Annotated in this window: 21 protein-coding genes and 2 pseudogenes; 7 read left to right on the forward strand and 16 right to left on the reverse strand. The window is 70.3% G+C overall.

The annotated features are described in order from the left end of the window. Window positions 1–3 precede the first annotated feature (3 nt). From FB470_RS32220 to FB470_RS32245, 6 genes and pseudogenes are all read left to right on the forward strand, one after another. A complete protein-coding gene (locus tag FB470_RS32220; protein ID WP_306997681.1) occupies window positions 4–966 on the forward strand; it encodes a thiamine pyrophosphate-dependent dehydrogenase E1 component subunit alpha in 963 nt (320 codons plus the stop codon). Further along, the gene (locus FB470_RS32225; RefSeq protein ID WP_306997683.1) at window positions 963–1,967 is read left to right on the forward strand and encodes an alpha-ketoacid dehydrogenase subunit beta; all 1,005 of its coding nucleotides are present in this window, start codon (window positions 963–965) and stop codon (window positions 1,965–1,967) included. The genes FB470_RS32220 and FB470_RS32225 overlap by 4 nt, the downstream gene beginning before the upstream one ends. Further along, the gene (locus FB470_RS32230) at window positions 1,967–3,040 is read left to right on the forward strand and encodes a dihydrolipoamide acetyltransferase family protein (protein WP_306997685.1); all 1,074 of its coding nucleotides are present in this window, start codon (window positions 1,967–1,969) and stop codon (window positions 3,038–3,040) included. The genes FB470_RS32225 and FB470_RS32230 overlap by 1 nt, the downstream gene beginning before the upstream one ends. Further along, the gene (locus FB470_RS32235) at window positions 3,037–3,765 is read left to right on the forward strand and encodes an IspD/TarI family cytidylyltransferase (protein ID WP_306997687.1); all 729 of its coding nucleotides are present in this window, start codon (window positions 3,037–3,039) and stop codon (window positions 3,763–3,765) included. Before FB470_RS32230 ends, FB470_RS32235 begins: the two co-directional genes overlap by 4 nt. Window positions 3,766–3,772: 7 nt before the next feature. Continuing rightward, window positions 3,773–4,108 (forward strand): hypothetical protein, encoded by a 336-nt coding sequence (locus tag FB470_RS32240; RefSeq protein WP_306997689.1) that lies wholly within the window; start codon window positions 3,773–3,775, stop codon window positions 4,106–4,108. A gap of 128 nt (window positions 4,109–4,236) precedes the next feature. Continuing rightward, window positions 4,237–4,368 (forward strand): annotated as a pseudogene (locus FB470_RS32245) (alpha-L-rhamnosidase-related protein); the annotation flags it as partial. A gap of 387 nt (window positions 4,369–4,755) precedes the next feature. Here FB470_RS32245 and FB470_RS32250 read toward each other — a convergent pair. Both FB470_RS32250 and FB470_RS32255 read right to left on the reverse strand, forming a co-directional pair. After that, window positions 4,756–5,682 (reverse strand): LysR family transcriptional regulator, encoded by a 927-nt coding sequence (locus FB470_RS32250; protein ID WP_306997692.1) that lies wholly within the window; start codon window positions 5,680–5,682, stop codon window positions 4,756–4,758. Between the two features lie 49 nt (window positions 5,683–5,731). After that, complete coding sequence (locus FB470_RS32255; RefSeq protein ID WP_306997694.1) at window positions 5,732–6,118, reverse strand: phenylacetate--CoA ligase family protein; 387 nt, start codon at window positions 6,116–6,118, stop codon at window positions 5,732–5,734. Between the two features lie 125 nt (window positions 6,119–6,243). Between FB470_RS32255 and FB470_RS35885 the strand changes: the two are divergent. Continuing rightward, a pseudogene (locus FB470_RS35885) lies at window positions 6,244–6,369 on the forward strand (CbiX/SirB N-terminal domain-containing protein); the annotation flags it as partial. 130 nt (window positions 6,370–6,499) lie between these two features. On the opposite strand, the gene FB470_RS32260 reads toward FB470_RS35885, so the two are convergent. From FB470_RS32260 to FB470_RS32325, 14 genes are all read right to left on the reverse strand, one after another. After that, window positions 6,500–6,850, reverse strand: coding sequence for a phenylacetate--CoA ligase family protein (locus FB470_RS32260; RefSeq protein WP_306999630.1), 351 nt, complete (start codon window positions 6,848–6,850; stop codon window positions 6,500–6,502). Window positions 6,851–6,870: 20 nt separating this feature from the next. Beyond that, window positions 6,871–8,019, reverse strand: coding sequence for a CaiB/BaiF CoA transferase family protein (locus FB470_RS32265; protein ID WP_306997696.1), 1,149 nt, complete (start codon window positions 8,017–8,019; stop codon window positions 6,871–6,873). After that, window positions 8,009–9,217 carry a CaiB/BaiF CoA transferase family protein gene (locus FB470_RS32270; protein WP_306997698.1) on the reverse strand — a complete coding sequence of 403 codons (1,209 nt, stop codon included), beginning with the start codon at window positions 9,215–9,217 and terminating at the stop codon, window positions 8,009–8,011. The genes FB470_RS32265 and FB470_RS32270 overlap by 11 nt, the downstream gene beginning before the upstream one ends. 1 nt (window position 9,218) lies before the next feature. Further along, window positions 9,219–9,626, reverse strand: coding sequence for a Zn-ribbon domain-containing OB-fold protein (locus FB470_RS32275; RefSeq protein ID WP_306997699.1), 408 nt, complete (start codon window positions 9,624–9,626; stop codon window positions 9,219–9,221). After that, window positions 9,626–10,840 carry a thiolase family protein gene (locus tag FB470_RS32280; protein WP_306997701.1) on the reverse strand — a complete coding sequence of 405 codons (1,215 nt, stop codon included), beginning with the start codon at window positions 10,838–10,840 and terminating at the stop codon, window positions 9,626–9,628. Before FB470_RS32280 ends, FB470_RS32275 begins: the two co-directional genes overlap by 1 nt. Then, on the reverse strand, window positions 10,837–11,331 hold the full coding sequence (locus FB470_RS32285) for a MaoC family dehydratase (RefSeq protein WP_306997702.1): 495 nt from the start codon (window positions 11,329–11,331) through the stop codon (window positions 10,837–10,839). Before FB470_RS32285 ends, FB470_RS32280 begins: the two co-directional genes overlap by 4 nt. A gap of 30 nt (window positions 11,332–11,361) precedes the next feature. Beyond that, window positions 11,362–12,513, reverse strand: coding sequence for an acyl-CoA dehydrogenase family protein (locus tag FB470_RS32290; RefSeq protein ID WP_306997705.1), 1,152 nt, complete (start codon window positions 12,511–12,513; stop codon window positions 11,362–11,364). Between the two features lie 31 nt (window positions 12,514–12,544). Further along, window positions 12,545–13,777, reverse strand: a complete 1,233-nt coding sequence (locus FB470_RS32295; protein ID WP_306997707.1) for a CaiB/BaiF CoA transferase family protein — start codon at window positions 13,775–13,777, stop codon at window positions 12,545–12,547. 381 nt (window positions 13,778–14,158) lie between these two features. Continuing rightward, window positions 14,159–15,685: an MFS transporter gene (locus FB470_RS32300; RefSeq protein WP_306997708.1), complete on the reverse strand. Its 1,527-nt coding sequence runs from the start codon at window positions 15,683–15,685 to the stop codon at window positions 14,159–14,161. Next, complete coding sequence (locus FB470_RS32305; RefSeq protein WP_306997710.1) at window positions 15,666–16,574, reverse strand: IclR family transcriptional regulator; 909 nt, start codon at window positions 16,572–16,574, stop codon at window positions 15,666–15,668. The genes FB470_RS32300 and FB470_RS32305 overlap by 20 nt, the downstream gene beginning before the upstream one ends. A gap of 564 nt (window positions 16,575–17,138) precedes the next feature. Continuing rightward, entirely contained in the window at window positions 17,139–18,524 is a 1,386-nt protein-coding gene (locus tag FB470_RS32310; RefSeq protein WP_306997712.1) for an MmgE/PrpD family protein, read from the reverse strand. Then, window positions 18,521–19,471 carry an HpcH/HpaI aldolase/citrate lyase family protein gene (locus tag FB470_RS32315; RefSeq protein WP_306997714.1) on the reverse strand — a complete coding sequence of 317 codons (951 nt, stop codon included), beginning with the start codon at window positions 19,469–19,471 and terminating at the stop codon, window positions 18,521–18,523. The genes FB470_RS32310 and FB470_RS32315 overlap by 4 nt, the downstream gene beginning before the upstream one ends. Then, window positions 19,468–20,841 carry an MmgE/PrpD family protein gene (locus tag FB470_RS32320; RefSeq protein WP_306997716.1) on the reverse strand — a complete coding sequence of 458 codons (1,374 nt, stop codon included), beginning with the start codon at window positions 20,839–20,841 and terminating at the stop codon, window positions 19,468–19,470. Before FB470_RS32320 ends, FB470_RS32315 begins: the two co-directional genes overlap by 4 nt. Next, window positions 20,838–21,305, reverse strand: coding sequence for a MaoC family dehydratase (locus FB470_RS32325; RefSeq protein ID WP_306997718.1), 468 nt, complete (start codon window positions 21,303–21,305; stop codon window positions 20,838–20,840). Before FB470_RS32325 ends, FB470_RS32320 begins: the two co-directional genes overlap by 4 nt. Window positions 21,306–21,357: the final 52 nt, after the last annotated feature.

The following is a 21,357-nucleotide window of genomic DNA, read 5'->3' on the forward strand; positions in this document are numbered from 1 at the left end:
AGGATGGATCTGATCGGGGACGCGGGAGCGGCCCGGAAGACACTGGTCACGATGTGGACGATCCGGCGCTTCGAAGAAGCTGTGGACGACCTGTTCGCGCGGGGCCTCATGCACGGCACGATGCACCTGTCCATCGGGCAGGAGGCGGTTCCGGTCGGTACCTGCCTCGCACTGTCCGAAGGGGACTACATCACCTCCACCCACCGCGGTCACGGGCACTGCATCGCCAAGGGTGCCCGCCTGGACGAGATGATGGCCGAGCTGCTGGCGAAGGAGACCGGCTACTGCCGCGGCCGCGGCGGGTCGATGCACATCGCCGACGTGGCGACCGGCAACCTCGGCGCGAACGGCATCGTCGCCGGCGGCGTGCCGATCGCCGCGGGCGCGGGCCTGGCGGTGAAGATGCGCGGCGGGCCGGAGGTCGTCGTGAGCTTCTTCGGCGACGGCGCGGTCAACGAGGGTGCCTGGCACGAGGGCGTCAACCTCGCCGCGATCTGGGACCTGCCGGTGGTGTTCGTGTGCGAGAACAACCACTACGGCATGTCCATGTCGGTCAGCCGCGCGTTCCGCGTCAAGCAACTGTCCGAGCGCGCCGCCGCCTACGGCATCCCCGGGGTGACCGTGGACGGCAATGACCCGCAGGCCGTGCACGACGTAGTGGCCGACGCGGTCACCCGGGCACGGGCGGGCGAAGGCCCGACGCTGATCGAGGCGACCACCTACCGCTGGAAGGGCCACTCCAAGAGCGACAAGAACCTCTACCGCACCCGCGAAGAGATCGAGCAGTGGCGCGAACGCGACCCCATCGCCCGCTTCGAACAGCGGGTTGCGGACACCCTCGGGGAACGGGAAATCCAGGCCTGCCGGGACGAAGCACGCGAGCGGGTGCGGGCGGCGATCCGCGCCGCCAACGCCGCTCCGGACGCCTCGGCGGACTCGCTCACGGAGGCGGTGTACGCGCGATGACGGCAGTGGCGGAACAGACCCGCACCCTCACCTACGCCGAGGCGGTGCGCGAGGCGCTCGCCCAGGCGATGACGGCCGACGACCGGGTGTTCCTGCTCGGTGAGGACGTCGGCACCTACGGGGGCGCGTTCGGCGTCACCGGCGATCTCGTGCACCGCTTCGGCGAGGAGCGCATCCGGGACACCCCGATCAGCGAACTGGGCATCGTCGGCGCGGCGGTGGGGGCCGCGCTCGCCGGGATGCGCCCGGTCGTGGAGATCCAGTTCTCCGACTTCACCGCGCAGGCGATGGACCAGATCGTCAACCAGGCCGCGAAGATCCACTTCATGCTCGGCGGCGCGGCGACCGTGCCGATGGTGCTGCGGGCGCCGACCGGTTCCGGCACCGGCGCCGCGGCGCAGCATTCGCAGAGCCTGGAGGCGTGGTTCGCGCACGTGCCCGGACTGAAGGTGGTCATGCCGGCCACTCCGGCGGATGCGAAGTCCCTGCTGCTGGCTGCCATCGACGACCCCAACCCCGTCATCGTGCTGGAGCACAAGCTGCTCTACAAGCAGAGCGGGCCGGTGCCCGAGGAGGCCACACCCGCCCGGCTCGGCGAAGCGGCGGTGCGGCGGACCGGCACCGACCTGACCATCGTGGCGACCGGCGTCATGGTGCCCCGATCGCTGGAGGCGGCGGAAACCTTGTCCGGGCAGGGCATCGACGCCTCCGTCATCGATCCCCGCACGCTCAAACCGCTCGACGCGAAGCCGATCGTGGACGACGTGATCCGCACCGGGCGCGCGCTGCTGGTGCAGGAGGCGCCCAGGACCGCCGGGTTCATGGCCGAGATCGCCGCGGTGATCGGCGAGTCCCCGGCGTTCGGGCACCTGCGCGCACCGATCACCCGGCTCTGCGGACTCGACGTGCCGATCCCCTACGCGCCCCAGCTGGAACGAGCCGCGGTGCCGCAGGTCGACAGCATCGTGCGGGAAGCCACGGACCTGGTGCGGAGGTGGTGATGAAGGAATCGCCGCTGGTCATGCCGAAGATGTCCATGACCATGACCGAGGGCACGCTCGTCACCTGGCACAAAGCCGAAGGGGACGAGGTGCGAGCCGGCGAGGTCGTGTGCGAGGTCACCACCGACAAGGTCGACATGGAGGTCGAGGCGACCACCGACGGGACCCTCGCCCGCATCGTCGCCCAACCCGAGGACGTCGTCGCCGTCGGCGAGCCGATCGCCTACCTCGCCACCGCGACCGACGATCTGCTGGAAGGCCTCTTCGACACCCCCACCCCCGAGACCGAGCCGGAGCCGGAGCCTGCCGCGGAACCCGTGGCCGTGCCCGCCGGACCGCCCTCCTGGGTTCCCGCGGTGCCTGCCGCCCGGCGGGCCGCGGCCGAACGCGGGATCGACCTCGCCACGATCACCCCCACCGGTCCGGCGGCCACGATCCGCCTGTCCGACCTGCCGCCCCTGGAGGTGAAGCCCCGCCGCGGCCCGCGCGCGGTCATCGCCCGGCGGATGTCGGCCAGCACGCAGGTGCCCCAGTTCGTCGTCTACCGCGACCTCGAGCTGACCGCGACCGGCCGCAACTGGACCACGGTGTTCGTGCGCGCACTCGCCCGGGCTCTCCGCGAGCACCCCCGGCTCAACGCCGAGTGGGCCGACGGCGACGTGCGACGGCACGACCACGTCGGCGTCGCGCTGGCCGTGGACACCGAGCGCGGGCTGCTCGCTCCGGTGCTGCGCGATCCGGATCTGGACGACGCCGACGTTCTCGCCGAGCGCGTCCGGGACGTCGTCCGGCGGGCACGGGCCGGCAAGCTCACCCTCGCCGAAATGTCGGGCGGCACCACCACGTTGTCGAACCTCGGCGGGTTCGGCGTCGACGCCTTCCACGCGCTGCTCAGTCCACCGCAGGCGACGGCACTGGCGATGGGGCGGGTGCAGGAGAAGGTGGTTCCGGTACCCGGCGGGATCGGGTTGTCCTTGCGGTGCACGGTCGGTCTCACGATCGACCACCGGGTCGGCGATGGCGCCGATGCCGCCCGTCTGCTCAGCACGATCCAGGACATGCTGACGTTATGATCGGCGGTATGGCGCAACGCTCCCACGCCGCCGCGGTCGTGCTGGCCAGCGGGTCCGGCACCCGGGTCGGGGCCGACGTCAACAAGGTCTACCTGCCGCTGGCCGGACGGCGCCTGGTGTCCTGGTCGCTCGGTGCCTTCTCCCGGGTCCCCGGGATCGGCGTGCTGGTCCTGGTGTCCCGGCCGCAGGACCACGACCTCGTCGACTGGGTGCTGGAACGCGAGGTCGACGGCGCCGAGGTCGAGGTGGTGCACGGCGGCCGGAGCCGCCAGGAGTCCGAGCTGCGGGCGTTGCGCCACCTCGCGGAGCGGATCGACAGCGGCGCCATCGACACCGTGCTCCTGCACGACGGCGCCCGCCCCCTGGCCAGCCCGGAGCTGATCGCCGGAGTCCTGCAGGCCGCGCGGCGGCACGGGGGCGCGGTGCCCGGCCTCGCGGCCGACGACATCATGGCGATCGCGGACGACGGCCTCGAGAACCTGCCGTCCGGCACCGCGATCCGGGCCCAGACCCCCCAGGCGTTCCACGCCCGCCCACTCCTCGACGCCTACGAAGAGGCCGCGCGGCAACGGTTCGAGGGCACCGACACCTCGTCGGTGATGGAACGCTTCTCCGCGCTGCCCATCCACTGGGTCGCCGGGGAGCAGGAGAACATCAAGGTCACCTACGCGCACGACCTGGTGATCGCCGAACAGGTCCTGGCCTCGGCGAACTACCGGAGATGAGGCAACCATGGACACCGTCAGGCACGCGGAACTGACCTGCTCCCGGTGCGGCACGGACACCGTGCACGAGGTGGTCTACGCCGGCCGTCTCCTGGTCCAGGTCACCTGCACCACGTGCGGCAAAACGTTCGGCCGGGACGTGCGCGGCGAGTACCTGGCCGATCTCCGTCAGCGGCTGGCCACCAAACCGAAGCGCATGTTGCGCCGCCTGCGCAAGGACCCGCTCCGGTTCGCGGGCTCGCTGCCCAAGACCGTCTCGGCCAAACCGCTGGAACTCCTCTCCGAGATCCGCGTGGTCTGGCACTCCGGCAAGAACCGCCAGGGACGTCGACGGCGCTCCTGAAACCGGCGCGCAGCGGCCGTATTCCTCCGCGACCTCGCCGGGGGTGAGCCGTCCGCCTCCGCGGAACCAGCGGGCGGCGCTCACGCACATCTCCGCGGATCGCACAGGACGCGAGAGCGGGGCTGGTCGTGGGCACGCCGCTCACGTGGACGGCGCTGGTCCGCGCGTTCGGGTACCACATCTCGACCGGTTTCGTCGGCACCCCGATCATCTGCGACACCCTCACCGCCACCGGGCACGCCGACGCCTCCTCGCGCCCGCTCACGGCGACAGACTGCCCATCGTGGTTTTACCCGGTGACCATGGGCGCCACCACGACACCACGTGGTCCCCTCGGCGAAGTCACGGGTCCGGGGCCGAGGGCCTCGACGATCGCCGGCACCCTCGTGCCCGCCGGCCGGCGGCAGGATCGGGGCGGCCTGGTCGCCGGCGGCGAAGTGGTCGTCAAAGTGGCACATGCCGCCGGCGGCAAGCTTCACCCGGATCTCGCCCAGCTCGACAACTCCATAGCGGCCGGAAACCTCCCGCGGCACCGCACCGGGGTCGGCATGCGACCACCGCAGCATTGCGTGAACCGTGGGAATGCCAGAAGGTTAGGCAGGCCACTAAAAAGTTGGAATTCCCGAACCGGAAAGGCCCGGCGGAGCTCAGCTCGGATCGTCGGCCGGACGGTCCAGCAACTGTTCCACCAGCGCACGGCAGGCCGGGCCCGGCCGCCTGCCCGCCGCCGTGGCGAGGTGGATCTTCCGTTCCGCCCAGGGTTCGGCCAGGTCGATGACCGCGACTCCGTCCAGGAATTCCTTGCCCACCAGGCTTTCCGGTTGCACGGTGACCCCGAGCCCGGCTCGGACGAGACTGAGCGCGACAACGCCTGTGCGCACGCGCTGGCCGGGCTCGAACTCGCGGCCCAGCCGGCGCGCGGCCGCGCGGAACGCATCGACCATCGGGCCCACGGCGATGACGTTCTCCGGGAGCAGTTCTTCGAACGTCACGCTCAGCCGGTCGGCGAGCCGGTGGTCGCGCGGCAGGGCCACCACGATCCGGTCCCGGCGGTACGGCGTGACGTCGAGGCCCGTGAGGTCGAGTTCGTGCGCAGCGGCGAACAGGCCGAGATCCGCATCCCCGCGCGCGACCTGCTGCACGATCTCCAGGTTTTCGACCTCGTGGACGATCAACCGAATCTTCGGATACTGACGGCCGAATTCACCGAGTTCTCGCGCGAGGAACGGCGCGATGATCGACTGCGCAGACGCCACGGTCAGGTCGCCCTGCATTCCTTCGGTGAACGCGGCGATCTCGGAGCGGATGTCCTCGAGGCTGCCGAAGATCTTGCGGACGTGCCGGGCCAGCACCGTGCCGGCGGGCGTCGGCATGACCCCGCGCGGAGTGCGTTCCAGCAGCTCGAGCCCGGCGATGTGCTCCAAGTCGTGGATCCGCTTGGTGGCGGTCGATGCCGACACGTTCTCCCGGATCGCGGCCAGGCCGATCTGCTTCTCCTCGACCGCGGAAAGGAACAACCGCAGCGTGAGCAGGTCGACCTGCCGGATCAGGTGCACCCTGTTGAACGTGCCCACCGATCACCTCCTTCCCCGGATTCAACCTCGTCGGCCGGCGGCCGACAAGTCAGGCGGGCGCGGCCCGCTCGACGAGGTTCACCTTGACGTGATCAGGGCGCTTGAGGGTGCCCTCCCGGACGAGGGTGACGATCGTCTTGACGTTGAGCGCGGACCGGACCCGCTGCTCGATCGTGGCGCGCAGGTCCGTCTGCCGTTCGGGCGTGAAGCCGGCGGCGCATTCGACGACCAACGGCAGCGGCTTCTGGGTGGAGTGGCCGTCGAAGTCGGCGCGGATGCGCATCTCCCCGGACGCGGCCGGGACCAGCTCGGCGACCAGCTGCTTGATGGCGGAGGAGAAGACGTTGATATCGCGGACGATGAGCATGTCGTCGGTGCGGCCGACGCAGCGGATCTTGTAGCCGGTCCGGCCGCACGGGCAGTCTGTCCCGGTCACGACGACGTGGTCGCGGGTCCGGAACCGCAGCAACGGCGAGGCCTGCCGCCGGAGAGCGGTGTAGACGAGTTCGCCCCGCGCCCCCTCGACCGGGGCGACCTGCTCGCCGCACCGTGCTCGACTCGGTGCGCGGCAACCAGGCGATCGTCGTGCCGGCGTTCCTCGCCGCGGGGTATCACGTGCGGACGGACATCCCGGCGCAGATCGCCGCGAGCGGGCACCGCAACACCCTGCTGGCCGACCCGTTCGGCCCGGCGCCGGAACATGGGCAGTCCGCCGACGAAGCCCTTGCTCATCCCGAACGCGTGCAGCAGTCGGTCACCGGGCCGGAAACCGTTCGCGTAGAGGGCCCGCGCGCCCAGCTCACACCAGGTCGTGATGTCACTCGCGGTCAGCCCGGCGTAGGACGGGCTGCCCTGGTGCCGAGGAAGCCTGCATCTGCACGATCTCCCCCGGGGCCGCGGCCACGTGCGATCCCAGCGGCGGGGACGCCGCCAGGCTGTCGCGCAGCTCCTGCTTCTCCGTGAACGGGAGGCCGGCCAGGTCTTCGACGGTGCGGACCTTCGCCGGGTCCACCCCGGCTTCGGCGAACTTCGCCCGGTAGAAAGCACTTCGCTCGACGAGGTACGCCATCTGCTCCCGCAGCCGCGCGTCCTGCACGGCCCGTGCCTCGCCGGGCCGCGCGGACTCGATCGCGCTCCAGTGGTTCGCGGAGTAGGGCGACCATGACACGTCTTCTTTCTGCTGAGGGGTCAGGCGCGCGTCGGCAGGACCGCGCCGAGCAGGTCGTTGTCCGCGCCGACTTCGCGGACGGCGTGCAGCGGCGGCGGCCGCAGGCCGTCGAAGGACAGCGGGAGACCGACGACCCCGATCTCGCCCGGTTCCGGGGCGCCGATGATGCCGAGTTCGCGCGTCTGCTCGTGCGCGACGAGTTCCGCCGTCGTCTGGACGGGGGCGCACGGGATCCCCGCGGCCTCCAGGCGGTGCCGCCACTGCGCCCGGGTGCCGGTGGCGAGGCGTTCCCCGATCAGCCGGTCGATCTCGGCCCGGTTCGCCAGCCGCGCGGCGTTGGTGGCGAAGCGGGGGTCGCCGGCCCACTCCGGCCGGTCGAGCGCGGCGCACAGCCGGGCGAACAATGCGTCGTTGGCGCAGCTCACGACCAGCGCGCCGTCGGCGGTGGCGAACGCCCGGTGCGGCACGATGAACGCCACCCCGGAGCCGTGCCGCCCGCCAGGGTTGCCGTCGGCCTCGTAGCCGGCGATGCCGACGGACATCCACGCGATCGCCGTCTCCAGCAGGGAGGCGTCCACGTTCGCGCCGGTGTGCTTGACGTGCCTGCGGTGCAACGCGGCGAGCACGCCGATCACCGCCCACATCCCGGTCCCGAAGTCCACGATGGACACCCCGGCGCGGACGGGTTCGCCGTCCTCCTCGCCGGTGACGTCCATGATCCCGGAGAACGCCTGCATCAGCGGGTCGTACCCGGGCAGCTCGCGCAGCGGGCCCGCCTTGCCGAACGCGCCGATCTCGCAGTGGATCAGCTCCGGCTTGGTCACCCGCAGGCTTTCCGCGTCCAGGCCGTAGCGCGCCGCGGTCCCCGGCCGCAGGTTGTGCAGGAAGACGTCGGCTCGCTCGGCGATCAGCCGGTGCAGCGTCGTGAGCTGCTCGCGGTCCTTGATGTCAAGGCTGAGGTAACGGCGGCCGCGGTTGAGCGCGTGGAACGCGGCCCCGTCGCCCTTCCACTGGCTCGGGCCCCAGCCCCGCGCGGAGTCGCCGGTGGGCCGCTCCACCTTCCACACCTCGGCGCCGAGCTCGGCCAGGATCTTGCCGGCGAACGGCGCGGACGCGCTGTCGCTCAGCTCCACCACCACGATGCCCGTCAGGGGCAGCTCACGCGTCATCGCGCACTCCGTTCCCGGCCGCGCCCGAGGCGACCAGCTCGCCGATCTCGTCGTCCCCGAAGCCGAATTCCCGCAGCAGCTCCTCGGTGTGCTCGCCGAGCCGGGGCGCGGGGTACCTCAGCTCCGGGGTGCTCTCGCTCCAGCGCTGAGGGATACCGATGGTGCGCAGCTTGCCCTCCGAGGGGTGGTCCTCCTCGGCGAAGAACCCGACCTCGGTCAGGTGCGGGTCGGTGAGGAGGGTTTCCGGGGTGTGCATCCGGATTACCGGGATGTCGGCCTCGCCGAGCAGTTCGAGCCACTCGGCGGTGGTCCGGGTGGCGAACTCCTTCGCCAGGAACGCGTACAGCTCACCGATCTGCTCGGTGCGGCCGTGAATGTCGGCGAACCGGGGGTCGGCGGCCAGGTCCGGCCGGCCGACCGCCGTGAAGAAGCGCTGCCAGTGCCGGTCGGTGTAGATGTTGACGCCGAGGTAGCCGTCGAGCGTCCGGTAGGGCTTGCGGTCGGGGTTCATCATCCGCGCGTAACCCCAGTCCCCGATCGGCGGCACGAACGTGTGCCCGTAGAGGTGGTCGCCCATCGCGAAGTGCGCGAACGTCTCGAACATCGGGACCTGCACCTCCTGCCCGCGCCCGGTCCGTTCCCGGTGGTACAACGCCATCGCGATCGCTGACGAGGCGGCCATCCCGACCACGCGGTCCGCGATCGCGGTGGCCACGTACGCGGGTTCGCCCCGTCCGCGGCTCTGCAGCACCGGCATGCCGACGGCGGCCTGGATCAGGTCGTCGTAGGCGGGCTTGTCGGCGTACGGGCCGTTCTGGCCGAATCCGAAGCAACCGCAGTACACCAGCCGCGGGTTGATCTCCCGGACCTCGGGGTAGGACAGGCCCAGGCGGTTCATGGCCGCCGGCCGCAGGCTGTGCAGCAACACGTCCGCCGACCGCAGCATGCGGATGAAAGCGCTCCGTCCGGCGCGCTGCTTCAAGTCCAGCACCAGGCTGCGCTTGTTCCGGTTGAGGTGCAGGAAGATCGCGGACATCCCGGGATTGCGGCGCGGTCCGACGCCGCGGGTGGTGTCCCCCTCCGGGGACTCCACTTTGGCGACGTCGGCGCCCATGTCCGCCAGCAGGAGCGACGCGTACGGCCCCATGAAGTTCGAGGTCAGGTCGAGGATCCGCACGCCGTTGAGCGGTCCGGCCACGTCACCCTCCCGAGGTGGGGGCGAACACGGGGAGCGTCTGCGCCCCGCGCCGGACGAACCGGACCTCGACCGGCATGCCGATCTCGACGACGGCGGGGTCGGCCTCGATCTGGCCGAACAACCGGTACCCCTCGGCCAGCTCGACGAACCCGACGGTGTAGGGCACGATCGCGGTCCACACCGGCGTCGGTCCGCGCATGACGGTGCTGAACGACCACACCGTGCCGCGACCGCCGGACTCCTCCCAGCGCAAGCCCCGGAACGAACAGTGCGGACAGTACGAATGCGCCGGCCACACGACCTCACCGCACGAATCGCAGCGCTGGAAGGTCAGTCGTTCCTCGTCGAGGGCGGCCCAGTAGGGCTCGGCGTCGAGCAGCCGGTACGGCTGCGGCCAGTCCTCGCTCATCACGGCCTCCCGTCGTGGCCGGACAACAACATCACGCCAGCCGCGGCCAGCATTCCGCCCGCGCCCTGCACCAGTACCGTGCGCGGTTTCCGCGCCGGCGCCAGCCCCAGCGCGGTCCCGCGGAGCTGGCGGACGGCCTCGACGAGGCTGTCCATGTTGCAGGAGATCCCGGGCTGGCCGAAGGACAGCCAGCCGCCGTTGGTGTCGGCGGGCAGGTCGCCGTCCGGGCCCGTGCGGCCCTCGCGGTAGACGTCGATGCCGTGGCCCTTCTTCGCGAACCCGAGGTCCTCCAGGATGATCGGGCCCATGTGCGCGAAGTTCACCGACAGCTGCACCATGTCCACATCGGACGGGGTGAGCCCCGATCGCGCGTACGCCTGCCGGGCCGCTTCCACGGTCGCGGTGTGCGTGAGGTTCGGGAACTCGCCGAGCCCGGCGAACCGGCCGTCGCGCATGTTCACCCGGTCGGTCAGGTACTCGTGCGTGGTCGCCGAGCCGTAGCCCAGCACCCACACCGGATCGTGGGCCTCGCGAGCGCGTTCCGGTGAGGTCACGACGAGCGCGCCGCCGGTGCCGCCACCCCACGTCGAGCACATCCACCGCCGCAGCGGGGTCGCGACATACGGCGAGGCCAGCACCTTCTCCCGGTCGATCTCGCCGTGCTTGCGCTTGGCGGCGTGCGGGTGGTGCGCGCCCCAGCGCTGGTTGGCCACCACGACGTCGGCCAGGTCGGCTTCGGTCAGCCCGTACTCGTGGAAGTACCGGCAGGCGGCCTGGGCGTAGAGCGACGGGATCGTCGGCACGTAGGGCACCTCGAACTGCGGGTCCGCGTCGGCCTCCGAGCCCATCGCGACCGCGTCCACGAACAACTCGGTCGCGTCGCTCTGCACGCACAGCACGTACTCGGCGGCGCCCGCCGCGATCATCTGCGCCGCGACGCCGATCGTGGAGGTCAGGCCGGCGCCGTGCAGGGTGATCTCGCTGTTCAGCGTCACCGGCATCTGCAGGTGCGAGATGAAGATGTTGCTCCACTGGGACCGCTTGTCCGCCCACGGCGAGCGCCCGGTGAACACCGCGTCCACCTGGTGCTTGCCGATCCCGGCGTCGGCCAGTGCGGCCATGGTTGCTTCGGTGGCCAGTTGCAGCGGGTCCTTCCGGTCGGCCTTCGACGCGTAGGCGTCGCCCATCCCGACGATCGCGGCGACCGGGCTCATTGCTTCTCCGTGGGCAGTGACGCCGCCAGCAGCTCTTCGAGGTCCTCGCGACGGCGCAGCATCAGCAGGCTCCACTCGCTGCGCTGCACCACGTAGCCGTCCTGGTTGAGGGCCTTCATCAGGAAGGTCGTGACGCCGGAGCGGTCGTCCTTCTCCTTCTTCGCGGTCACCTCAGCGGTCACGTAGATCGTCTCGCCGATCGCGACCGGCTTGAGGTAGCGCAGGTTGTCGATGCCGTAGTTCGCCTGGATCGACGGGCCGAACTGGATCAGCCCGGTCATGATCGAGTACGTCAGCGAGCCCTGCACCAGGCGCTTGCCGAAGCGGGTCTGCTCGGCGTAGTGCCGGTTCGAGTGGATCTCGATCCAGTTGCCGGTCAACGCGCAGTAGTTGACGACGTCGGCCTCGGTCACCGTCCGCCCGCCCGAGCGAAACGTCTGCCCGATCTCCAGCTCGTCGTAGGGCATGTCGATGCGGTTGTTGATCTCCATTGACCTCGTTCTCCTCGGGATCGCGGCCGCTCAGGCGGGCAGGCGCATCGACTTGGCGATGATGGTGCGCTGGATCTGCGAGGTGCCGCCGCCGATCGTCGACTGGATGCTCTCGCGCAGGTAGCGTTCCATGTCGCCTTCGGGCAGGTTCGCGTAGCCGCCGAGGATTTGCATGCCGTCGAGCGCGCACTGCTTCAGGGTTTCCGAGCCGTACAGCTTGGCCATCGACGTCTCGCGGGCGGCGGGCAGGTTGTCCGCCTTCATCTGCGCGGCGCGGTAACACAGCAGCCGGGCGGCGTCGACCCGTGTCTGGTTCTCCGCCAGCATGTGCTTGAGCACCTGGAACTCGTAGATCGGCTTGCCGAACTGGATCCGCTGGTGGGCGTAGCGGTTGGCGTTGTTCACGGCTTCCTGGGCGTTGCCGACGTACGCAGCGGCCACCGCGCAGCGCTCCAGCTCCAGGTGTTCGGTGATGATCTGCCAGCCTTGGCCGACCTCGCCGAGCAGCGCGTCGGCCGGCACGCGCACGTCCTGGAGGAAGATCTCGGTGGTGCCGGTCGCGTGCCGCGACAGCGTCGGCAGCTTGCGGATCTCCAGGCCCTGCGTGTCGTTCGGGATCAACAGCACCGACAGGTCGTTGTGCTTGTCCTCCCTGCCCGTGCGGACCAGCATGGCGATGACCGTGTCCTTCGCCGCGGCGCCGCTGCACCACAGCTTCGAGCCGTTGACGACCCAGTCCCCGTTTTCCTCCTGCCGGGCGTGGGTCTTGGTGTTGGCCGCGTCCGAACCGGCGTCCGGCTCGGAGATCGACACGGAGAACCGGATCTGTCCGTGGATGAACGGCTTGACGTAGCGGGCCTTCTGCTCGACGGTGCCGTACTTGATGATGTTCATCGCGGTGAAGGTCGGCACGAGCACCGAGCAGGCGAAGTCGAACCCGAACTTGCCCAGCCCCTCGGCCATCAGCGAGTAGTCGAAGATGTCCCCGCCGGAGCCGCCCTCGGACTCCGGGATGAGGATGCCGAGCCAGCCCTGCTTGGCGATCTTCTCGTAGGCCTCGTACGGGTACCGGCGCTCGAAATCGCATTTGCGCACGTACTCGACGGTGATCTCGTTGTCCATGAAGTCGTTCACGGTTTCCAGCCACGCGGCCTGCGACTCGTTGAGGAAATTCCTGGGCATTGTTCGTGCTCCCATCGCGGTTTCCCCCAAGCTAATCCGGCCGGACCGGTAAATCAATTGACGATTCTCGAATTCGCGGTTCGGTCGATCCGAATCGGTTTCCGCCGAACGCGCCGGCTGCGCGCAGGCACGCAAGCTCGTCCGGCGAGAAGCCCCAGTCGCCGAGCACCTCGTCGCCGGGCGCCGCGGGCGGCCGCTGGATCGCTCCCGGAGTGCGGCTGAACCGCGGGGCGGGCGCGGGCTGCACGATGCCGTCCACCTCGACGAAGGTCCCGCGGGCCCGCAGGTGGGGATGCTCCGGCGCCTCCGCCATGGACAGCACCGGGGTCAGGCACACCTCCCGGCCCTGGGCAAGGGCGCACCACTCGTCGCGGGTCCGCGTGCGGAAGACCGCGGCGAAGCGTTCCTTCACCTCCGGCCAGCGGTCGCGGTCGTGCTGGTCCGGCAGCTCGTCCTCGGCGAAGCCGAGCAGCGCCACCGTCGCCCGCCAGAACCGCGCCTCGTTCGCGGCGATGCTGACCCAGCCGCCGTCCTTCGTCTCATAAACCTGGTACCACGGCGCGCCGGAATCGAGCCGGTTCGTGCCGCGTTCGTCGGTCCAGTAACCGGCCGCGCGGAAGCCGTACAGCGCGGTCATCAGCGATGCCGATCCGTCCACCATGGCCGCGTCCACGACCTGCCCGTGCCCCGACTGCCTGCTCTCCAGCAGAGCGGACACCACGCCCAGGGCGAGGTAGAGCGCGCCGCCACCGAAATCGCCGACCAGGTTCAGCGGGATGACCGGCGGCCCGCCCGCTTCGCCGATCGAGTGCACGACACCGGTCAGCGAGACGTAATTGACGTCGTGGCCGGGCGCGCGGGCCAGCGGCCCGTCCTGTCCCCACCCGGTCATCCGGGCATACACCAGCGCGGGGTTGACGGCCAGGCACTCGTCCGGCCCGAGCCCGAGTTTCTCGGCCACTCCCGGCCGGAAGCCCTCCACCAGCACGTCGGCGCGCTCGACCAGACGCAAGACCACGTCGACCGCCTTCGGGTGTTTCAGGTCCATCGTCGCGCTCCGGCGGCTCCGGTTCATCAGGTCGTACCGGGGATCGATCGGAGCGCCACCGTCGTACCCGGGCGGCCGCTCGATGCGCACGATGTCGGCGCCGAGGTCGGCCAGCAGCATGCAGCCGAACCGGGTCGGCCCGACGCCGCCGAGCTCGACGATCCGCAGGCCGGTCAGCGGTCCGCCGGAATTCGGCCCTTTCGTCAACACTCCCATCAGCCGGATGCTACGCGGACCATCGCGGCAATCCTATTTCGCAAACCCGAAGCAGCGGTTCGAGAACTCCGAATTGAGCGCCCGGTGGTCCTGCTTGAGCTACGGCGCAATTCACATTCACGCGGCACCCCCACTCGGCGAGGGGCGTTCGATCACGACGCCGGAATCCCCGCCCGCACCCGAACCCGCCACCCGTCGATCCTCCCGGCCGACGAGCCGTGGTCGCGACCATGGTCGGCAGCAGGGAACGCCTCGATGATCGATGTTTTGAGCTCGCTGTGCGGCGCCGCCACCCGCAGCGCCGGAGGCGACCCGGTGCTGGGGGTGGCGGCGCTGGTTGACGGCCCACCGCAAGCCGCTCCGTCGCTGAGGAAACAGCTCCTATGCCGGGTCCTTGTGCTGCTCGCCGGTAGAAGTCTGGTCTTCGAGCAGGGGACGGTTGGTTGTGCGCATGCCGAAGAGGCCGATCGTGGCACCCCCCAGCACCAGCACACCCGCGATCACCGCGAAATAGCCGCCGAAGCCCAGCACGGCGACAAGGCCGGCAGTGCCGAATCCGGCGGCGAACACGCCGATCCGGCCGAGCCCGTTGGCCAATCCGGTCCCCAGGCCGCGCAGCGGGGTCGGGAACATCTCCGGCAGGTACGCGTACAGGAACACGGTCTGGGTCTGCAGGAACATCGTCACCAGGAATCCGGTGACGAGCACGATCGCGGGCTGACCGGCGGCCCCGAACGCGACCACCAGCGCCCCGACGATCACCGTCATCACGGGGAGCAGCACCTTGCGTTCCCACCGGTCCACCACCGGCCACGCGAGCAGCGCACCCGGAACCGCGGCGATCGAGAAGTAGGAGGTGAAGCCCAGTGCCTGCGTCGTGCTGTATCCCTGGTGCACGAGCAGGGTCGGGACATAGGCGTTGTAGCCGTAGAACGCGATGACGATCAGGATCGTGCTGACGCTCATGACGATCGCGTTGCGCCGGTTGCGGCCGCGCAGGAGTTCCGCTGCCCTGCCGGGGCGCACGGCCGGTTCCTCGACGGGAGTGGGCAACCGGCCGCCGACCTTGCTCGTGGCTTCCGCTTCAAGGCGGGCGACGGTCGCCTTGGCGCCGAGGTGATCGCCGTGCATGCTCTGCCATCGCACGGACTCCGGCAGGATCCGGATGCCGGCGATGCCGACCACGGCCCCAGCCGCGCCGAGGACGAACACCCAGCGCCACATCCCGGGGCCCGCGGGAATCGTCAGGCGCGCGAACCACGCGGCCACCGGGACCCCGATCAGCCCCACCGCCAGCAGCACGGCCTGATACCGCCCGCGCGAGCGCTTGGGAAACATTTCCGCGACGTACACGATCAGCACCCCGGTCATTGCCTGGACACCGAATCCGGTGAAGAACCGCAGCGCGAGCAGGGCCGGGAGCGTCGTGGCCAGCGTGGTCAGGAGCGAGAACAACGAATACGCCAGTACGGCGCCGATGATCGTCCGCTTCCGCCCGAAGCGATCGGACACCCGGCCCCCGACGAGACCGCCGGCGAACATCCCGAGGAAGGTGACCGAGGTGACGACACTGACGTCCTTGAGCGACAGGCCCCATTCCTGGCTGATCGCGGGCGCGGCATAGGAGAACGAGTTGATATCGACGAGGTCGAACGCGAACAGTGCGCCGAGTACCGCGCACCACAGTTTCTGTGAACGGGTGACGATCGGCAACGAACTCAGTCGTGCCGGTGCCGAATAGGAATTCCGCTGATTGGTGGCCTCGTGCTCGGGTATCGTCATGTGATCCGCTCTTCGTGATCGGGGCTGACGCCGGCGGGAGAAGGGGGCGCCTGCGCATGCGTGCGTGATGGATGCCACTGTGCTGAACCCGTTTCGCCGCGGCAATCTAAGTTTCGCCTCGCGCAACCTGTGTTCTGATGAGGTGCTGGATGGTGACATCGAGCGAACCGAAGCGCATCCACGCGTGCGGCCCGGTGACCGCCGCCAGCAGCGGGCCGAGTTTCGCGGCCGCCGCGGTGAGCGGTGCTGCCAGTCGCCGCAGTCCCGCCTCCGGCAACTGCTCCTCGGGGCCGGCGATGGCGACGGCCCCTAGCGGGTAGCCGTCTTCGGGGTCGAGCAAGGCGGCACCGATTCCGTTGAGGTGCGGGTGGTTGTCGCTGAACGACATCGCGTACCCGACGGCGCGGATGGTCGCCAGCTCGTGCTCCAGCCAGGACCGCTTGCGCCGCGCGTGCGCCGCGATGACGGTCGCGGCGTGTTCCCCTGGCAGGTGGGCGAGGATCGCGCGTCCGCTGCACCCGGAGGTGAGCGGGGCGCGCTCGCCGGCGTCGAAGTCGCGCCGGTGCGGGTTCGCCGCTGGCGCGGCGCTGAGGACCAGCACCCGATGCGACCCGCTGCGCAGGTGCAGCGTCGCCGTGTGGCCGGCCTGTGCGGCCAGCGTCATGAGCAAGGGATGGGCACGTTGCAACAACGCAGGACGCGGGCCGATCAGCGACGCGAGGGCCAGTGAACGGCTGCCGATCCGATAACCGCGACGACCGCTGTGGTCGATGTAGCCGTCGCTCTGCAAGCTGCGCAACACCCGGTAGGTGCTGGCCTTCGGCAAGCCCACCGCGTCCGCGATCGCGTGCAGGCTCGCCGGTTGTTCCATTCCGGCCAGCACTTCGAGCAGCCGCAGACCGCGCCGGAACAGGTCCGGCTGCGTGGCGGTGGCCTGCTCTGCGTTCATGTCTGGTGCTCCCCTCGCTCGCGTCACCAGTGTCAACACGCCGCGCGACCCATAGCCCGCGGACACGCCGTGGCGTTTCCGGTAGCACGGCCGCCGGTTCCTGCCCGAAGGCGTTCGCGGTCAGCGGCTCGGCGACGTTCCACACCCTCCGGTACGCAAGTCCTGGCTTGTCCACTGGGTAGTTGCGCACGGCCGTGCACCGGCTGGGGCCGAACGTCTCGATGCAGGTTTCCAGCCCAGGGCCGCCAGGCCCGTGCACACTCGGCCACCCCGGCCGGGCGGAAGCCTGCAGGTAGTCGACGGCAGCCAGCCGGGCCACGAGCGCGCCGATCTTGGACGCGGCCTTCGTGCGCCGGGCGACCTCGGCGAACCCCCGCTCCCGCACCGCGAAGTGCTCGGGACGGTGCCCCAGATGCTCGGGACACGCCGCCACACCCGGCCGCAGGTCGGCAGATCCCACGATGCCGTGCGCGTGTTGTTCCGCCGGCCCGCCCGCATGCTCCACCTGCCCCGCCGCACCAGACCCGGTCGTGCGGTACCCGGCGAGGCATTCGCTGAACACGGTTTCCACCACCCCCGCGAACGTGGTGGGTGACGTCGTTGTCATCCATCTATCTCCCCGGGGAGGGTTCAGGAGCGGGTGAGTGCCTTCACGAGGCTGCCGAGATCGGGCTCCTTGTCCAGGGCGAGCACGATGGCGGCGATCGTGTCCGCCTGGCCTTGCGGCACCGCCCGCCCCGCCGTGGTCGTGAACTTCGCAACCACCTCGGCTGTCGTGAGCGGGTTGTCCGGGGTCCCGCGGCTCGCCGGCACCCGGCGGGCGACGGTGGTGCCGTCACCAAGCCGGATGATCACCTCGCCGGGGAAGTGGGCCGGGTAGTCGCTGTCGCGGTCGACCGGGCAGGTCACCTTCGCCGCCAGCGAAAGCACCTCGGGGTCGTCGTAGCGTTCGTCGTAGAAGGCGGCCAGGTCGACCCGGCCGGTGACGAGAGCGAGCGCGGTCGCGTACTGGATGCTGAAGAGCGCGTCGTAGATCGTGCGCGGCGCGATCTTGCTCTCTCGCGGCTCGGTGACCTGGTGCAGGAGCCGTTCACTGGTCGGGGCTTCGATGCAGGCGATCTCGCTCACCCGCACGCCGCGTCCGTGTAGTTCGTCGCGCACAGCCAGGGCCGCGTCGATGAACGCGTGGGTGAAATGGCAGCACGGGTAGGGCTTGAGCGCGATCTCGGTGGTCGCCCACCGCGACCCCAGCGTGTCGAGCCCGGTTTCGGCCCGGTCCGGCACGCGGCCCACGTGCGCTTGGTAGACGCCGTGCACGCCTTCGAACACGGTGCCGGGGCCGGCGAAGCCGGCCGCGCCCATCGTCGCCGCGACGATGCCGCTGTGTGCCGCCCACCCCGGATGCAGGCGCTTGAGCCAGGACCCGTTGATCTCCAGGATGCCGGCGGCCTGGCTGCCGGCGAGGCCGAGCGAGCGGACCGTCGCGGCGGGCTCGAGCTTGCGGAGGCGAGCTGCTGCGGCGACGGCGGCGAACGTGCCCATGATGCCCGTCGGATGAAATCCGCGGTCGTGGAGCTCGCCGGGCACCGCGCCGGCCAGGCGGCAGCCGATCTCCAGGCCGATCACGTACGCGAGCAGCGCTTCCTGACCGGTCGAGCCGCGTTCCTCCGCCACCGCCAGGGCCGTGGCCAGCGCGGGTGCGCTGGCGTGGTGGACGGCCCGGATGTGCGTGTCGTCGAAGTCCAGGCCGTGGATCAGCGTGCCGTTGGCCAGTGCGGCCGATGCCGCGGGCAGGCGCGTGCCGAAGCCGACGACCCCGGCATCGTCGCCGGTCCCGAGCTGCCGGGCCGCTTGGTGAATCGCGGTGCCGAAATCGGTCGTGGACGAGGCCAGGGCGATGCCGAGGGCGTCCAGCGCGTGGAGGCGGGCACGCTCCGTCACCTCCTCTGGTACATCGTCGATCGTCAGGTCCGCGGTGAAGGCCGCGATTTCCTCGGCGTAGGTCTGGTGCGTCATGGTCGCCGGCTTTCGGTGAGCTTCTCCTGGGGGTTGCGGCCGCGCAGTCCGAGCGCGGCCGCCGTATCGAGGACGGCACGGGCCGTCCGGAGGGTCGCCGCGTCGATGAGGTGCCCGTCATGTGCGGCGGCCCCATCGCCACCAGCGAGCGCCGCGTCATAGGCCGCGACCATCCGTTCCGCGGCCGCGATCGCCTCCCGGCTCGGGGCGTAGACATCATTGGCGATCTCGATCTGCGCGGGATGGATGGCCCACTTTCCGGTGAACCCAAGTGTCCGCGACCAGACACACTCCCGCCGGTAGCCGTCGAGGTTGCCGATGTCACCGTAGGCACCATCGACGGCGGCGACGCCTGCCGTGTGCGCAGCGAGGGAGATGGCCGTGCGCACCGAGTGCCACACATCTCCCGGGTACAGGTCCTGGCGGTCGTTGCCCGCCACCGCGAGATCGGCGTCCATCGACGCTGAGAAGTCGCCAGGACCGAACACGAGCGACTCGATCCGGTCACTGCTGCGGGCGATCTCGGTGAGCCGCTCGATCGCGGCGGCGTCTTCGACCAGCACCTGTATTCCCACCCGGTGTTCGATGCCCAGCTGGGATTCGAGTTCGGTCAGCGTGGTGTCGACCCACCACACGTCACGCCGGGCCACCACTTTCGGCACGACCACGAGATCCACCTGGCTCCCGCTGCTTCCCACGACGGCGGACAGATCGGACAGCGCCATCCCGGTGCCGGGCTGGTTGATCCGGACGGCGAGCAGCCGGTCCGACCAGACGGGATCGCGGCTCACTTCGGCCGCGATGCGGCGTGCCTCGTCCTTGCGGTCCGGGCTGACGCCGTCCTCGAGATCGAGAATCACGACGTCGGCGGCGCTGCGGGCGGCCTTGCCGATCATCCTCGTCGACGTCGCCGGGGTGACCAGGTAACTGCGGTGGCGGCGGGTCATGCGCGATCACCGCCTCCCGCAACCAGCCACGGGATCCAGGCCCGGGCGGCCGGCATCGTTCGCGGCACCTGGCAGAGATCACGCAGGCGACCGAGCGTTTCGGCCGGCCACCCGGCTGCGGTGGCTGCCTGGATCAGCTTGTCGTCGACGACCCGGCGGTTGTCCGGATCGCCGCTCTCGCCGCGCGGCAGGTCGCGGTGGCGCTCCAGCCTGACACCATCGCCAGTCTGGAGACACACGGTGGCGGCTGCCGGGCCCTGATCCGGATCGATCGCGACCATGATCCGCGCAGCGAGCGCCTGGACAGCCGGATCGTCCAGGCGCCCGTACGACGCCCACGTCACCTGCCCGTCGAGCAGCGCCACCGCGCACTGGAACCGGACGCTGAACTGCGCGTCGACGACATTGGCCGGACGCACCTTGTGCGGCGCATCCCCACCCACGATCGAGTCCGCCCGCGGGCTGATCACGACCGTGACCGAATCGGCGCGTCGCATGCCCAGCTCAGAATGCAGATCCAGGCAGATGTCCGTCGCGGCGTGCGTCAGGCGGCACGACGGATAGGGTTTGAACCCGGTGTCGAGCAAGTACCAGGCGCTGCCCAGATCCGCGGTCAGCGCGCCCGGATCCGGTACCGTGCCGAAGTTGATCAAAGCGCCGGCGTCGCCTTCGATCGCGGCCGCAGAACCACGGAACCCCGACGCCGCCAGAAGCACCGCGGTCAACCCGTTCCGCGCGGCGAGACCCGCATGCAGGCGCTTGTTCCACGCACCGTTGCAGAGATACTGCATCGACCCCGACGCCATCGACCCGGCCAGCCCGAGCGCGGATTCGGTCGTGGCGGCGTCCAGGCCCAGCACTCTCGCCGCCCCGGCCGCGGCGCCGAACGTGCCGGCGATCGCCGTGGGGTGGAATCCGCGGTCGTACGCGCCCCCGCCGATCGCACGGCCGACCCGGCAGCAGACCTCGTGCCCGGCCACCAGCCCGCTCAGCACGTCGGGTCCGGCCGCGCCCGCGTGCTCCGCGGCGGCCAGCACTGCGGGAATGACAGGTGCGCCGGGGTGCGAGCACGCCGGGATGTTGGTGTCGTCGAAATCGAGGCTGTGTGCGAACATCCCGTTCAGGAGTGCGGCGTGTTCCGGAGACGCCGTGCCGCGCCTGCCGATCACGGTGCAGGGTCCGCCGTCGTCGCCCAGCGCGCGGACCGTGCGCAGCACCGGCTCCGACGACTCGAGGCGGGCCCCCAGGGTCGCGACGGCCAGGAAGTCCGCGAGGCACAGTCCCGTCACGTCCATCACCGCAGCAGGCGGCCCACCGGCCGTAACGCCGGCTGCGAGTTCGCTCAGCTGCCTGGTCGCACCGGCGCTCATGCTGCCCGCATCTTCGAAAGGTTGGTGCGCCGGTACTCGACGACGACCTCGTCCCGCTGGTTGTACCCCGTGGTGCGCCATTCCACGACACCCCAGCCGGGCCGTGAGCGGGTCACCTTCGTCGTCAGGACTTCGGAACGGGCACGGACGGTGTCTCCTGCGTAGGTCACCGCCCCGTACACCAGGTCTTCGATGCCGAGGAACGGCCCGCCGGCTTCGGACAGGTCCTCGACCGACAGCCCGAGCACAGTGGAGTAGACCAGGAACTGGTTGATCGGGATCGTGCGGTAGCCGAGGCGCCGCGCGTACGGCTCATCGAAGTACATCGGATTGTGGTGCATCATCCGAGTGCTGTAGGCGATGCTCTCGGCCAGGGTGAAGGTCCGTCCCCAGTGGTGGACGAACTCCCGGCCCACTTCGAAGTCCTCGAAGGACAGGCCGCGGGTGCGAACGACAGTGGTCATGACTCTCCCGATCGGGTCGTCTCGGGGCGTGCGCCGGGGCGTCGCCGCCGTC

The sequence above is a fragment of the Amycolatopsis thermophila genome (assembly GCF_030814215.1).
GTDB lineage: Bacteria > Actinomycetota > Actinomycetes > Mycobacteriales > Pseudonocardiaceae > Amycolatopsis_E > Amycolatopsis_E thermophila.

Coding starts and splice junctions, on each gene's coding strand:
- FB470_RS32280 (WP_306997701.1), bottom strand. CDS start 10,840: ATGAGCCCGGTCGCCGCGATCGTCGGGATGGGCGACGCCTACGCGTCG.
- FB470_RS32285 (WP_306997702.1), bottom strand. CDS start 11,331: ATGGAGATCAACAACCGCATCGACATGCCCTACGACGAGCTGGAGATC.
- FB470_RS32230 (WP_306997685.1), top strand. CDS start 1,967: ATGAAGGAATCGCCGCTGGTCATGCCGAAGATGTCCATGACCATGACC.
- FB470_RS32325 (WP_306997718.1), bottom strand. CDS start 21,305: ATGACCACTGTCGTTCGCACCCGCGGCCTGTCCTTCGAGGACTTCGAA.
- FB470_RS32240 (WP_306997689.1), top strand. CDS start 3,773: ATGGACACCGTCAGGCACGCGGAACTGACCTGCTCCCGGTGCGGCACG.
- FB470_RS32265 (WP_306997696.1), bottom strand. CDS start 8,019: ATGACGCGTGAGCTGCCCCTGACGGGCATCGTGGTGGTGGAGCTGAGC.
- FB470_RS32290 (WP_306997705.1), bottom strand. CDS start 12,513: ATGCCCAGGAATTTCCTCAACGAGTCGCAGGCCGCGTGGCTGGAAACC.
- FB470_RS32235 (WP_306997687.1), top strand. CDS start 3,037: ATGATCGGCGGTATGGCGCAACGCTCCCACGCCGCCGCGGTCGTGCTG.
- FB470_RS32220 (WP_306997681.1), top strand. CDS start 4: ATGGATCTGATCGGGGACGCGGGAGCGGCCCGGAAGACACTGGTCACG.
- FB470_RS32295 (WP_306997707.1), bottom strand. CDS start 13,777: ATGGGAGTGTTGACGAAAGGGCCGAATTCCGGCGGACCGCTGACCGGC.
- FB470_RS32320 (WP_306997716.1), bottom strand. CDS start 20,841: ATGAGCGCCGGTGCGACCAGGCAGCTGAGCGAACTCGCAGCCGGCGTT.
- FB470_RS32315 (WP_306997714.1), bottom strand. CDS start 19,471: ATGACCCGCCGCCACCGCAGTTACCTGGTCACCCCGGCGACGTCGACG.
- FB470_RS32225 (WP_306997683.1), top strand. CDS start 963: ATGACGGCAGTGGCGGAACAGACCCGCACCCTCACCTACGCCGAGGCG.
- FB470_RS32310 (WP_306997712.1), bottom strand. CDS start 18,524: ATGACGCACCAGACCTACGCCGAGGAAATCGCGGCCTTCACCGCGGAC.
- FB470_RS32275 (WP_306997699.1), bottom strand. CDS start 9,626: ATGAGCGAGGACTGGCCGCAGCCGTACCGGCTGCTCGACGCCGAGCCC.